The sequence below is a fragment of the Paenibacillus endophyticus genome, from assembly GCF_014192395.1.
GTDB classification, from domain to species: Bacteria; Bacillota; Bacilli; order Paenibacillales; family Paenibacillaceae; genus Pristimantibacillus; species Pristimantibacillus endophyticus.
The window spans coordinates 155,728-169,554 of the sequence record NZ_JACHXW010000008.1; the positions used below are offsets into that span (position 1 = coordinate 155,728).

A 13,827-nucleotide genomic window follows, 5' to 3' on the forward strand; every position below is an offset into this window, starting at 1 on the left:
ATCAGCTTTCCCATCTCACTTTCACAACCACATCCACATCGCTGCGATGCTCGTATTTCAGCAGAACCGTCTCAGATGCCGCATCCCACTCGAACAGGATGATTTCTTTTTTGCCGCTGCATGCCAGCATGGCTGACACCGGCTTCTTCGGACAATAAAACCTTGCCACCGCCCGTATGCGCTCCGGACCCTTTACTCGAAACTCAAACCCTGCTTCGCTTTGTGCAAGCGCTTCAATTCGTGAAGAAGCTGCGATGCATTCGACTCCCCCATGAGCGGGTCTTCCCTTTACCACATCATACAAAAAGGCTTGCTCATCTGGAGCCAGGCTAACCTCTGGCAAAATCGGGAGCTCCGGATCGAATAAATCAATGACAGGGCCTGCAATCGTGAGTGGCGTCTCTGCTACGGATTCTTCCAGCACAGCGGCTATGATATACGGGCCTCTCCGCAGATGGAAGTAGTGCTTGGTCTGTAGCTCTACTGGCGCGCTCGCAACCGAGCTAACCGTACTCGCTACCATGTCCAGAAGCGCAGCGGCACCTTCGGCGGAATTCGCGCAAGAGTCGGGATTGACGGCTAGATATCCAACCGCTCCTTTACCCACTGAATTCACGCTGCTATGTGCACCGTCTATATCCAATTGCGCGAATAGATGCTCTCTCGGAGAGGCATAGCTCAAACTTCCTTCATTCCACCAAGCGCGAATCGAGTGGTAGGGATCTGAGTCGTCTCCCACATAGATGAGTGCTCCTCCGTTTCTGACCCATCCGGCTAACGCAAAATGCAGATCCGGAAATTCTGGCTTCATGAACTCGTAGCTTAGCAATAGGACCCGGTAATCACTCAGATAATCCGCGAATCTGCGTACATTATCCAACTGCACGGGTCGAACCGGAATGCCTTGTTTGAGCAGCGGCAGCGCCAGTCCATAGAAAGAAGAGAAATCGAGCAAGTCCGTGTCGCCATTCGACGCGAGAGCAGCTGTACTCGTCCCGTCATACTTGTTTAACGGATCAGAACTATTTTCATCGAACTTCAAGCGTTGGAACATTGCCGAATCTGCAATTAACACGCCAACCCGCGACATCAATTCCTCGGCTGGCTCCAATTCATGTTCCATATTTCCAAGCGTATGCATGATGTTCAGCAGCATGGTAGCGTAGCCTGGCGGTATACCTTCTTTCCCGCTGCCGTCTTCCGATGGATATTGCCCTTCAAAAACCCGTCTCGGCCAAGGTGATACCTCATAGCGGGAAACTTCGGGATGAAGCAGTGAAGCCACTACGATTCGGCAATAGTTCTGCTTGTAATCCGCCCAAGTATAGGTTGGATTATCTTCGATTGGATCGTGAAGAAACCACATCCGTTTCCCCGTTCCCCTGACCAGCTCTTGCATAATGCCATACTCGAGATAGGCGGTTTCGAAGGTTCTTTCTTTCCTTATCCCTTTATAAACATTCGGTGTTCGCGACGTCCCTGTCCAAATTTGGGCAATGTAGCCATCGACTGAGGGAAGATCAATTAATTGCGATTCCGGACTTACGATTCTCCACTGCGTGTAGTTGATCAGACTATGGGTCGGCACATAAAAGCGCAAATCACGTTCGTACCGCGTCAAGGCATATTCCTTTAATTCCGTACATAAACGATCCAAGCTGCGAGTGTATAGATGCGCCTTTAGCTTTGAAGCTCTGAACTGTGCATCTGCGGACGAATGAGGCGGTGACCAAGGCTCTCTGTAATACAATCGCCATTCCCGCTTGAACGCTTCCGAATAACCTCCATTTACCCAAAACTCCGGCTCCTCCAAATGAATGGCCTCTACGCCAGCGTCGACCGCTAAACGAATGGATTCTGCCAAAAAATTCGTATAGCTCAGGGTAGGGACCATATAAGGAATATCCGGCGTAACGCCGTGTATGATGCGTTCGCCATTCCTGTCGGTCTGTGCCTCATCCCAGTGGTTTCGCCCATCCACATGTCCATCTAAGTAATCTTGATAATTTCCCCATGCTACCCCGGTCATCAAATGAATAATGTAGCCTTTTTCGCTCCACTGCCGAATTCGTTCCGGCATCGTCTCATCGATTCCGTAGACCATAACAAAGTCGGTCTGTAAGTCATAGGAAGCGCCATACGGCGCCGACTCCTGAAAACCCGTTTTTTCTTCGCGTCGATCTCTGGCCAAATGCAAGACCTCCTCGCGGACGGTATAGGTTCTGAATTGCCATTTATTTGGTTTGACTAATTCTTCCTCAGTATAGCTTTTTATATGTATATATTCAATATAAAGTTTTCTCATTTTTTGAAGAGAAAACAACCAACTTTTAATCTTAAATTTACAGTTTAAGGGAATTTAACTGATTCATAAGCACTAAAAAACTCGAAAACATCATTTCCGTTCGTCTTCCAGCCTACTTCTCAGCATTTTCGTGAGTCACACAAGAAGAACTTTGTCGAATAATATGTTTTAATTCCTTTTATTATATTTAATATATTTAATTCGTAAAATGATATTCAATCCATTCATCCCTTTGAGCCATTGATTAAAACCATCCATCAAAACCTTCATATCATCCCAGCACAAAGAAAAGGCTGCCCAGTTGTCATCGAGAATGACAGTCTGAACAGCCTTTTCCATCGCAGCATATTCACTTGCATGCACTTGTCGTATGCCGAGTAATTAACTCTGGTTTTATAATGATTTTAGTATATTTCCCCTTATTGTCTTCGCCTGAATGAATGCGATTAAGCAGCAAGCCTGCCGCTTTATATCCGATTTCATGCTCAAACTGCTTAACATGCGTGAAGTCGGTCACTCCTTCTATAATGGCTGCGGAATCGTCAAACGTAATAATCGACAGATCCCGAGGGACATGCAGCCCCGCTAGTTCTGCCATATGAAGAATATGAGCGCCAAGTCTCCCATTGAGCGTAATATAAGCGGTAGCCATTCGGTTTTTGACATATCTGAACAACGGATGAGCTTCTGGCTCACCGGCTTGCTTTATGCTGAATTCGGTAATGATATGAGCAGGGTTGATGAGCGCGCCTTTATTTTTAAGGGCGTTCATATAACCATCGATCCGCTCCTGAACCGTAACGGTTTGAAGGGGAGAATCCGAGCAAATGGCGATTTCGCGATGGCCTAATTCCCAAAGGTGATCTACGGCTAGCTGGGTACCGATTCTACCGTCTGACGCAATATAATCAGTCTCTACGCCAGGCAGAAAACGGTCGATTAGAACGAACGGAAAGCCGCTGAATTTCATGCTTAATATTTCTTCGTTATACTGTCCTTCGTCAACCGGGAAAATCAGCAGCCCTTCAACGCCAAAATCCATAAATAGCTTTATGGCTTCCTTTTCTTTCTCCAATACTCCGCCAGTCAATTGAATGACCGATCGGTATCCCTTTTCCAGCAAGCCTTTTTGCATTCCATCGATTAATCGAATGGAGAAGTAATCGTCAATGCTAGGCATAATGATCCCAATTAACCGATCCCTCAAACCTTCCTGCTGTTGACCTTGAACCGATACCAATGGGCGGCTGGATTCCGGCAACTCCGGCTTGGTTTTGTTGACGAAGCTTCCTCTTCCCGGAACCCGAATAATGGCACCTTCATTCGACAAGCCAGCCAATGCGTTCACAACTGTAATTTTACTCACGTTAAAGAGCTCCATAAGCTCCTTCTCTGTAGGGATACGGTCACCCTGCTTCAGGCCCGAGGATAGTATAAGTTCTTTAATATAATCCTGAATTTGCTGATACAATGGCATGCGCTCATTTTTCATGTTTTCACCAAAAATTCTGTATATTTGTTATGTTATATATAATATATGTTTTGATTGTTTTTTTCAATAGTTTCCAGCCTTCCTATATGAAAATACTCAATAATCTAATTAGAGAGGACAACCGCAATGTCCGGTGTCCTCTCTGTTTCTTTTCTATCTTTGATTACGGTTTAGCAGGCAAGCCATTCGCACTGCGGATTAACGAGAAATATTGATCTGCGCGGACAGCTTCATACTCCGACCCCAGTTTCGCTTGCAGCTCTGCAATGTCCGAAGGCGTCAAGCTCCAAGCGAGCAAGCCCAAGGAGATGAACATCGGGGACTTGCCATCCCATTTCGCTTTGGCTTCTGTAAGAATCCGCTCGCCATCCTCCACTGTGCTGATGCCTTGAATCGTAGAGACAGGAAGCTTACCGTCAATAATCTCTACGCCATGACGATCCTCCCAGCTTAGGAACAGCCCCGCAGGCTTATATTCCTTCATATAAGCAGCCGCATGTGCCTCACTCAGCGGTACATTCTCGCTGTTCACACGATTCAGCACGTAAGGAATCGTCATGCCTGTCTTCTCCATGTATGAATTAGATTGCTTTAAGAAATCAGCAAATGATTTTGCTGGCCATGCATTCGGATAAAAGTATCCTGCTCCTGATGGCCCGGCGATGAGTAGATCATTTTTCGTAGCGGTCTGCCTGTAATAATTCAGCATCGCAGGCGCACCATCATAGAGCAATGGACTAGATGTCCAGTTCAGCGGAACGTCGCCTCGGCTCGGATCATCCCAAAGGATCCGCATTCTATGCTGATTATACTGGAAGTTGTCACCTTCGCTGAACGTATACGTCACGTATATTTTGTTTTCGAGTTTTGGCGCCTTTACCGAATTGTCTTTAAAAGCTTGCGCTTTCGTTCCCGAGAATACGGTAAGGTTGCTGAACCAATCAGCCGCAAGCACATAAACGCCATAATTCGATGTAATTTCAACCCCGCTGAACTCGCCGTCCGTATCATTGCTGAACCAGCCTAGATAAGGCGTTCCCGGCTTTACTCCTGCAAGAATTTTTTGGAACAGCTCCTTCTCTTCCGGTACGTTGGAATCCAGCCAAAAAACCATCGCTTTGTTTGCTACCGCATAATCTCGCAGATAACCATACGGTTCCTTCTGCTCAGAGGATACAGGCTGAACATTGCCCACAGACACTTTATATTGGTTCCACATATCAACGGAAGCCGTCAACTGCTTCGTACCTGCAGGCGGGGTGAATTTGTAAATAAAATAACGGCCATTATCCGCGAATCGATGCCCGCCGTCTCCAGTGGAAACCTGCGAGCTCTGACGATCGTACAGGAATGCCTCTTCTTCCGGTGTTCCCGGTATGAATGTCGCGATGGTTTGCCCATCCGCTTTAACCGTCACCTGATGTACCGCGCTCCCCCAACCATCCTGGGTATATGCATCATCAAATCGGAGATAGACGTCAGATTTGCCAAGGCTAGCGCTTAGATCAAGCTCATATATCTGTCTATTCGCGCCATCGCGCTCCTGCGTTTTATCTTCGGCAATGACCGTGAATAGATCGCCTTGATTCTCAGGAAGCCTGATTGAGGTTTCAGGGCTAAGTCCTACAAGCATTTTATGCGTCGTTTGGCTCCATAGATTGTCATATTGCCACGTGTAAGCATCCAGCCTATTCTTGAATTTTCCTTGCAGATCCTCCACAACCTTCAAGTCGTAAGGCGCAGCCTTCAGCTTCTCAGCGAGCTCAGGGCTTACGACTACAGAGCCCTTCAACCCCGCGAGCGTGGTCGCAACATTGACAGAGTCTGGAACTTTGGGGTCATAGATAACCATTCCGTTGATTTCCTTCTTATACGTACGGACAATTTGCCAATAATCGTCCCTAACCTTGTAAGTGACATCCAGATCATTCAGCCAGGTGAATTTTCCTTCCTCTTTGTTTTCCAACAAATAAATGCGCGGCTCCGCACGGTTTACAAGCCCTTGCAAGGTCGCCATCATAATCTTTATATCACCGGGCGCATCATAAATATCTGCCACATCCAAATGCTTAATTTTCGAGAATTGGGGCAGAGCTTGCTTCTCTGGCCAAGTAATCGTGCTCGCTTGCGGCTGCGGTTTGGATTCGGCGGCAGACGCCCCTAAAGACATGGAAAGCGTACAGACAATAGCGACTCCTATTACGGTTAGCTTACGCAACATGTTCTACACCTCGGTTTAGTTGTTTTTTGGGAGGATAGCTTTCCGACATCCGCATAAACTCTCGCCCCTTCCCGCGCAGTGTTGTCTCGCTTCCTCACTAATATATATTTATTATATTCATAATGTTATTACAACTACTTCGACAAAAGCTCCTATGCTATGACATCAATATGATTCTCTTGTTGCACATTTTAGCATTTGCGTTAGTTATTCTCGCCTATAAGTTCTAAATCCCCTTCAAAATAACGATTTTCCAATTATGTAAGCGCTTAAAACATAAATTTTAATCTTCTAATGCTTTAGTTCTATCCCTGAACAAAAGAAAAACCTCTGCGGCTACAAATGATCTTGTAGCGGCAGAGGTATTATTTGTTATATAGAAGTGCAATGCTAATTAAAAGTTGAATACGAAGTCATCATCGTTCAGTGGCTCAACATGAATCGTGCGTACGTAGCCATTTCCTTTTTTGGAGAAGAAATCATGCTGCTTGGTATGCGTGCTAATTCCGTTGAACACGATTGGGTTAACCGGCTCTTCCGGGAAATGCGGCTCCATGCCGAGGTTCATCAGCGCTTTGTTCGCATTGTAGCGGACGTATACATTCACTTCCTCAGCAAGGCCGAGTGGCGCGTACAAATGCTCTGTGTACACGACTTCGTTCTCGTACAGCTCATTCAGGAGCGCGTACAACTCGATTTGAAGCTGCTCTTGCTCCTCCTCGCTAAACGTAGCGAACAGTTCCTGCGCAAGAACACCGACGTACAAGCCATGGATACTCTCATCGCGTAGAATCAAATCGATGATTTCGCCGCTGCTCGTCATTTTGCCTTGTCCAGCTAAGTAAAGCGGATAGAAGAAGCCGCTGTAGAACAGGTAGCTTTCTAGGAACACAGACGCAGCCATTGCTTTGTATAGCTCTTTAGGTCCCGTAATATTCGAATACCAAGAAGAAATAAGGTTCGCTTTCTTCTGCAGCTGCTCATTGCTTTCTACCCATAAGAAGATCTCATCGATCTCCTCGCCTGATGCTAAGGTCGTGAAAATGCTGCTGTATGACTTGGCGTGGATTTGCTCCATCATGGACATGAAAGAGAGTACAGCTTTGCGCTGCAGACCGTCTACATGCTCCAGAATCTTCGGCATGCCGATGCCGCCTTGAATCGTATCCAGAAGTGTCAGGCCGCCAAGCACGTTTTTGTAAAGCGTGCGCTCAGCGTCTGTCATTTCCATCCAATCCATTTTATCGTCCGACAACGGAATTTCTTCATCCGTCCAAAATTGCATAACGTTTTGTTGCCAGAATGTTAACGTAAAATCATCATCCGGGCGGTTCCAGTTTACTGCTTTCATTTGATAAGCTCCTTCTTTGCTACGTAAGCATCAATTAAAATAGAACTTAAACAGCACAGCTTGTGCATTCCTCAACGGAAAGCCGCTTCGTTCTTGTGTAATAGAGAGATTTAAGCCCTTTTTGCGCAGCATAAACATAGAAACGCGCCAGTTCCCGTGTCGTCACATTGCTGTTTACATGAAGCACGGACGAGATGCCTTGGTCAATATGCTGCCCAATTTCGGCTATGAGATCAATCAGTTTGAACTGATCGATATTATAGGCGGATTTGTAATAGAAATAGTTTTCTTGTGCCAAATATGGCATCGGGTAATAAGTAGTCGAGTTCGCATAAGTACGCGTTTCGATATGCTCAACGATCGGCATAACGCTAGAAGTTGCGTTCTGGATATACGAGATGCTTTGCGTTGGTGCGATTGCAAGGCGGTAAGCATGGTATAACCCGTGCTCTTGTACTTTAGCCTTCAGTGCAGCCCAATCCTCCGGCGACGGAATTTCCATGCCTTCGAACAATTGTTTAACGCGATCCGTTTTGGGACGGTAATCCGTCTCTACATAACGCGTGAAATAAGTACCCTTCGCGTACTCGGAGCGCTCGAAATCCTTGAACGTAATACCGCGTTCTTTTGCGATCTCCATGCTTTGCTCCAGTGAATAGAAGTTCATCATCATAAAGAATACGCCGGCAAAATCCTTCGCTTCTTCACTTTCGTAAGCAATTTTGTTTTTGGCGAGGTAGCCGTTCAGATTCATCGCGCCAAGACCGACGGAATGAAGCTCTTCATTTGCCTTACGAACGCCCGGAGCGTTGTCAATATTGGACAAATCGCTGACTGTCGTCAAAGCTTCAATGCCGACATGTACGGATTCTTTAATCTTTTTATGCTCCATTACATTCACGATGTTAAGCGAAGCCAAGTTACAGCTGATATCGCGTTGAATGACGTCTTCGAAGCCGTAATCCTTTATTTCTGAAGTTTCCTGCAATTGGAAGATCTCCGTGCATAGGTTGGACATTTTGATCGAACCGATATCCTTAAGCGCATGCACGCTGTTGGCGTTGGACTTGTTCATAATGTATGGGTAGCCTGATTCTAGCTGAATCGAAGCGATTTTGGTCAGCATATCACGTGCATTCATAACCTTTTTACGAGTGACAAGCTCATTGGCGAGCAATTCCTCGTACATCTCGTCCATATCCATGTCGTCAAGATGCTTGCCGTATGCTTTCTGTACAGAATGCGGGCCGAATACGAATAACGGTTTGTTTTGTGCAGCAAGCTCATAAAATTTGTTCGGAATGATCAGGCCGATAGACAGCGTTTTGATACGCGCCTTTTCGTCAGCGTTGATCTTCTTGCAATCCAAGAACTCAATAATGTCCCATCCGAAAATATTGTAGTAGCCGGCGCCTGAGCCTTTGCGTTGACCCATTTGGTCCGCATAAGAGAATGCATCCTCCATGAGCTTCAGGACAGGCATAATGCCTTTTGCAGCACCTTCTACGCCTTTGATCGGTTCACCGCGCCCACGAAGCTTCGAGAGGTTAACGGCAACGCCTCCACCGATTTTGGAGAGCTGCATGCAAGTGCCTAGCACGTAGTTGATGGAGTTAAGGGAGTCATCCATTTCGAGCAGGAAGCAGGAAACCATTTCGCCGCGGCGGCTTTTGCCTGCATTCAGGAAGGTTGGCGTTGCTGGCTGCAAGCGCTGGTCAATCATCGCTTCAGCAATTCGAAGTGCTCTAGCTGCGTCGCCTTCGCCAAGATGCAAGGCAACAATCGCTACGCGATCGGAGTATTGTTCCAAATATTGCAATTTATTGTTAGTCTTCATTGCGTAATCCTTGTAGAACTTCGATGCCGCCATGTAGGACTGGAATTCAAAGCCGCTGCTCGCTGTCAGCGTAAATACGGCCTCAACCTGCTCATGTGTATATTTTTCATATACATTATCGTAATAATCGTTCTCGATTAAGTAGTTTAGCTTATGTTTGAGGGAGTCGAACTTCACGCTCTTCTCAGCCACTTCTTCCATAAATGCCGCGACAGCCTCTTTATCCTTCTCAAGCTGATAGAATCCGTCCGCTCCGCGCTGCATCAATTCGTTATTCAATTCAATATGCTTCAATGGTTCGCACCCTTTCGACAAAATGTTGCGTATCTTGATTCGTGCCTGACAACTCAAACTTCAAAATCACGGGGACAGCATACTTTTGGGAGATCGTGTCCGCGCTTTTAGCGAATCCGCTTCCCCAGTTCCGGTTGCCGCTGGCAGAAACGCCGCGAAGCATGTCCGCGTTGTTCTCCAAAAACGAAGTGACCTTCTCCGGCACCTGGCCAAACCCAGTTGTATACGTGACCAGCACGAACGGTTCGTCCACTGCTGCCTTCTCGTCAATAGGAACCGCCCGCATATTCAATTTTTTGATGAAACGCTTGACGTTACCTGTTTTGGAATCATAGACAACTAGCATAACACGTTCGCTCCCCTACTGAATTCAAGCAATCAAAAAGCGCCTCCGACTAGCAAATCCGTCAGCCGCGCCAGTTCAAGGTTTACCATTGGTAATCATTGAAAGCACCAATCCACATCAATATGTAGTTGATGTTTTTGATTCTACATCAATATATAGGAGTAGTCAATGAAAATTATGGAGAAAATATTAATCTACTTTTTTGTCGCACTCGACTATTTTAACAGATGAGGATATGATGGGATAGTGACATTTTATTGCTATTTAGGAGGCGCGCATGAACATGAAATCCGACGCAGAACACATACGGAAAACGATAGACAAGCTGTTCAAAGATGCGGGCTATACCGTGCCTGAGCTGCTTATTTATATCGAAACACTCGAAAAAAACCATGAACAGCTTGCCCTACAAATGAACAAAATGAAGCTTGATTCCGTGCGCAAAGCATCAGCCGCTGCAGGCATGAACAGCCGGTTGAAAGATGCGCTTCGTGAATAATTGGCAACGCGAGACACAAGATCTAGACATATACAAGACTGCGATTTGAATAAATCGATAGCACTTCTCGTTCACTAGGCTCCCACTGATAAAATATTACAATCAGCTTCAAAATCTGATAGAATCCGACTTCTAAATACTATATGTAGATAAGATTGAAAGGCAACCCGCTCGCATGCCCAACTTCGTCCAGCATGCTGGCCGGTCGCCGCCTCCATTTAGCTAACGCTTCTGTTTGCTCCCGGAGCATTCGGCATGCGTTTCTCCTCTTCGGGGAGCGAACAGCCCTCAGCGGCAAAGTTGCCCCGTACCAGCCTGCTGTCAATAAGATCGATAATCTGCTGCAAGGAAGCAACCTGCTGCTCGATTTTACGTTTATGGCTTTGAATCAAGTCGAATACTTCCGGTGATGCCTGAAGCGCATCGTTCCGAGCTAGATCTAGGTAAGGCTTCATTTCGTCTAATGACATGCCTCTTTTTTTCAAGCAAGTGATGGGCTTCATCGTTTCCACGTCTTCAATCTGGTAAATCCGATGCCGGTTGGCCTTGCGTTCCGCTCGCGGCAGCAAACCAATTTTCTCGTAATAACGAATGGTATCCTCGGATAAACCAGCCTGCTCTGAAGTTTCCTTGATTGTCATCCCTATCGATCCCGTCATTCAATAAGCCTCCTTCCTATAACAATCCATCCATTATACAACTTGGAGTGAACTTCAGGTCAACAACTGTCGACAAAATTTCCTACACAGCAACCCGCTGCCAAATAAGGATTTATTCCGCACCGTAGCCCCATATGTGGTATTGATGGAGCTGAAACAGCTCTTGTTGAACGGTTCATTAAAAACCGTCATCAAAACGCATTTAAGTTTATCAAACATTTTGATTCAGAAAGGCTTCAGCGCCCAACCGAGTTTACGAAGTTGTTTGGCCCCTACGCGGCTTCCAAGCTAGCACTCTCATTGTAGACACGAGAACTCGCTCCCAAGCTCGCTAACGAGGGCATAAAGCTTTTGAGCGTGGATCCAGGAGGGAACAATACGATTCGCAAAGGCAAAGGCTCCGGCATCCCCTTTTACCTGATGCCGATTATCAAACTGTTCTTCCCACATTCAAGCAAAGGTGCAGAGCTGCTTTATAATGGAGCGTTAGCAGCTGAGCATGCGGCATCCGGAGACTTTTTAATAAATGGCCGGGTATCCCCGCTGAATTTCACCGAGCAAGCCCATAAGGTTCTAGCAAGAGTAAAGACTATCTATATGAAGGAATTCAATCCAAACAACGCGCAGCACAGCTGAGTCAAATCATATTCGGCTCCGCAGTGAAAGACGAATAACGCGAAACAAGGGCAACTCCACAAGATACGCTATCTTGTAGAATTGCCCTTGTTTTCGATGCTGATGCTGTCGTTATTTGACAGCGGCGAAAAAAAGCCGCTCGGAATCACTGTCTGCCGGTTTAAGCTCGAAATCGGCATATCGGTCCACCATCTGAAAGCCCGCACGGCGCAAGGCAGCCTCAATCCAATCAGGATCGTAAGCTCGCTGCACATGCGACTCCTCGAAACGCTGGAATGCTGAGTCCCGATCACGCGAGAAAATAGTCAAATGATGCTCGATCTCGCAGCGCTCCGCCTCGAAATCACAGGTCCATATGTAGGCCACATCCCGTTCGTCTAAGACAAAAGGCTGCTCTTCCGAATAACGAATGAGCTGCTTAGGGGGATGCATATCGAAGAGGAAGCTCCCCCCGTCCCGCAAGCCAAGGTAGGTTGCACGGAAAGCAGCTTCAATATCGGCTTCTTCGGTTAAATAATTCAAACAATCACAAAACGATATTACCGCATCTACCGGCTCCTGAAGCTCCCACTCCCTCATGTCCTGCTGCAGCCACCTGAGTGATCCTGACCGCGGCCTAGCAACGAGCTGAGGGGGCTCATCCCATTTGCTGCGAGCAACCGCGAGCATGTCGGATGACAAATCAATGCCGTACACATGAAAGCCCGAACGTGCCAGCGGGATAGATATGCTGCCGGTACCGCAGCCTAGGTCAACAACCGTTGCGGGCATACCGTAACGCGACCAGCCGGCTCTTGCGAAGCCTAGCCAATCTGCGTAGGGCATATCCTCCATGAGCTGGTCATATACGGTAGCAAACTGACCGTATGAGCTGGTCATTGCCCGTCAGCTCCTTCAGCCTCGCTGCTGTGCGCATCGGCGTTCTCTACCTGGACCGCAGGTGATTGATCAGCCAAATAAGTCCAGCTGCCTTTTTGCGTAACGAGCCTTTCTCGCATGAGCTTGCCGACGGCACGTTTGAATGCGCCTTTGCTGATCCCGAATTTTTGTTTAATGATGTCTGCATCGGTTTGGTCGGAATACGGCATACCGCCGCCTGGCCGCTCCTTCATGAAAGCCAAGATGCGATCGGCATCCTCTATCCGACCAACCTCTTTACGCTGCGCCATGGATAGATTCGCTCTGCCATCCTCGCGAATGAAAGTGATACGGGCGCTAACGCGTTCGCCAAGCCGCAGCGGACGAATGCGTTCAGCACTAGGAATTAAACCATAGACGCCAAAGCCAACTACGCCGCCATCAATCATAACGAAGGAGCCAAGCTGCAGCGTTTTCGTGACCCAACCCTCAACCCATTGATTATTCCAACTGTCAGGAGCAGGAAATACAAGCTCCGACAGCTCTTCCTCAAATGCGATTTTGGCCACCAGCCTGCCGATCTTGTCATGCTTCATCACAACAAATACTTCGTCCCCTGGAAGAGGACGGTATTCTATGCTCTCCGGCAGTTCTGAGAGTGGAAGCAGCAATTGCCTGCCAAGGCCCATTTCAAGAAAACATCCAAGTCTAGGATGGACATCCGCAACCTGAAGGCGCGCTAGCTCGCCCAGCTGAAGCAGCGGCTTCTTCATCGTTGCCGCTAAGCGATCCTCTGAATCAAAAAACAAAAAAACTTCAACTTGATCGCCAATTTTCGGCTTCGAGCCAACAAGCTCGGTATAGTGCATAAGCACATCCGACTCTCCATTGCTCAGAAAATAACCATAAGGCGATACTTCTCGGTCAACCCTAAGCGTTTCGGTCGTACCGGCTACAAAACTCATGCGAACTCCACAACCTTCGCATCGGACCAAAGCCGCTCGATATTGTAATATTCACGCTCATCACGGTGGAATACGTGTACAATCACGTCTCCGAGATCAATCAGCACCCATCTTGCCGAGTCCATGCCTTCAATGCCGCGTATACGCGTGCCGTTTTTCTCTGCCTGCTTGCGGATCTCTGTCGCAATAGCCTGTACCTGCGTATCTGAATTACCGCTGCAGATAATGAAATAATCCGCTACCAAAGAAACCTCTTTTAAATTTAAAGCAACGACCTTAACCGCTTTTTTATCTTCTGCCGCTGCGACCGCAATTTGAAGCAATTCATCTGAATGTACCGCCATCTTTTATCCTCCTCTAACCT

The 13,827-nt window shown here is 47.2% G+C and carries 12 protein-coding genes; 2 read left to right on the forward strand and 10 right to left on the reverse strand.

The genetic code is table 11. From position 1 onward, the window contains the following. Nucleotide 1: 1 nt before the first annotated feature. From FHS16_RS15335 to nrdI, 6 genes are all read right to left on the reverse strand, one after another. On the reverse strand, nucleotides 2-2,191 hold the full coding sequence (locus FHS16_RS15335; RefSeq protein ID WP_183563934.1) for a hypothetical protein: 2,190 nt from the start codon (nucleotides 2,189-2,191) through the stop codon (nucleotides 2-4). Nucleotides 2,192-2,654: 463 nt separating this feature from the next. Then, nucleotides 2,655-3,797: a GntR family transcriptional regulator gene (locus FHS16_RS15340; RefSeq protein WP_183563937.1), complete on the reverse strand. Its 1,143-nt coding sequence runs from the start codon at nucleotides 3,795-3,797 to the stop codon at nucleotides 2,655-2,657. Between the two features lie 163 nt (nucleotides 3,798-3,960). Next, nucleotides 3,961-6,018: a GxGYxYP domain-containing protein gene (locus FHS16_RS15345; RefSeq protein ID WP_183563940.1), complete on the reverse strand. Its 2,058-nt coding sequence runs from the start codon at nucleotides 6,016-6,018 to the stop codon at nucleotides 3,961-3,963. A gap of 394 nt (nucleotides 6,019-6,412) precedes the next feature. After that, nucleotides 6,413-7,369, reverse strand: coding sequence for a class 1b ribonucleoside-diphosphate reductase subunit beta (gene nrdF / locus FHS16_RS15350; RefSeq protein ID WP_183563943.1), 957 nt, complete (start codon nucleotides 7,367-7,369; stop codon nucleotides 6,413-6,415). A gap of 46 nt (nucleotides 7,370-7,415) precedes the next feature. Next, nucleotides 7,416-9,500, reverse strand: a complete 2,085-nt coding sequence (gene nrdE, locus FHS16_RS15355) for a class 1b ribonucleoside-diphosphate reductase subunit alpha (RefSeq protein ID WP_183563946.1) — start codon at nucleotides 9,498-9,500, stop codon at nucleotides 7,416-7,418. Then, nucleotides 9,487-9,846 carry a class Ib ribonucleoside-diphosphate reductase assembly flavoprotein NrdI gene (gene nrdI, locus FHS16_RS15360; protein WP_183563949.1) on the reverse strand — a complete coding sequence of 120 codons (360 nt, stop codon included), beginning with the start codon at nucleotides 9,844-9,846 and terminating at the stop codon, nucleotides 9,487-9,489. The genes nrdE and nrdI overlap by 14 nt, the downstream gene beginning before the upstream one ends. 277 nt (nucleotides 9,847-10,123) lie before the next feature. On the opposite strand from nrdI, the gene FHS16_RS15365 reads away from it, so the two are divergent. Continuing rightward, a complete protein-coding gene (locus tag FHS16_RS15365) occupies nucleotides 10,124-10,345 on the forward strand; it encodes a hypothetical protein (RefSeq protein ID WP_183563953.1) in 222 nt (73 codons plus the stop codon). A gap of 218 nt (nucleotides 10,346-10,563) precedes the next feature. On the opposite strand, the gene FHS16_RS15370 is transcribed toward FHS16_RS15365, so the two are convergent. Then, complete coding sequence (locus FHS16_RS15370) at nucleotides 10,564-11,004, reverse strand: MerR family transcriptional regulator (RefSeq protein WP_183563957.1); 441 nt, start codon at nucleotides 11,002-11,004, stop codon at nucleotides 10,564-10,566. 351 nt (nucleotides 11,005-11,355) lie between these two features. Here FHS16_RS15370 and FHS16_RS15375 point away from each other — a divergent pair, with 351 nt between their 5' ends. Beyond that, on the forward strand, nucleotides 11,356-11,640 hold the full coding sequence (locus FHS16_RS15375) for a hypothetical protein (protein WP_183563960.1): 285 nt from the start codon (nucleotides 11,356-11,358) through the stop codon (nucleotides 11,638-11,640). A gap of 111 nt (nucleotides 11,641-11,751) precedes the next feature. Here the strand turns inward: FHS16_RS15375 and FHS16_RS15380 are convergent, their stop codons facing one another. Genes FHS16_RS15380 through rsfS form a run of 3 tightly spaced genes read right to left on the reverse strand, consistent with a single transcriptional unit; the run spans nucleotide 11,752 to nucleotide 13,807 of the window. Further along, a complete protein-coding gene (locus FHS16_RS15380) occupies nucleotides 11,752-12,519 on the reverse strand; it encodes a class I SAM-dependent DNA methyltransferase (RefSeq protein WP_183563963.1) in 768 nt (255 codons plus the stop codon). Beyond that, nucleotides 12,516-13,463: a CvfB family protein gene (locus FHS16_RS15385; RefSeq protein ID WP_183563966.1), complete on the reverse strand. Its 948-nt coding sequence runs from the start codon at nucleotides 13,461-13,463 to the stop codon at nucleotides 12,516-12,518. Before FHS16_RS15385 ends, FHS16_RS15380 begins: the two co-directional genes overlap by 4 nt. After that, nucleotides 13,460-13,807: a ribosome silencing factor gene (gene rsfS / locus FHS16_RS15390; protein WP_183563969.1), complete on the reverse strand. Its 348-nt coding sequence runs from the start codon at nucleotides 13,805-13,807 to the stop codon at nucleotides 13,460-13,462. Before rsfS ends, FHS16_RS15385 begins: the two co-directional genes overlap by 4 nt. Between the last annotated feature and the right edge of the window lie 20 nt (nucleotides 13,808-13,827).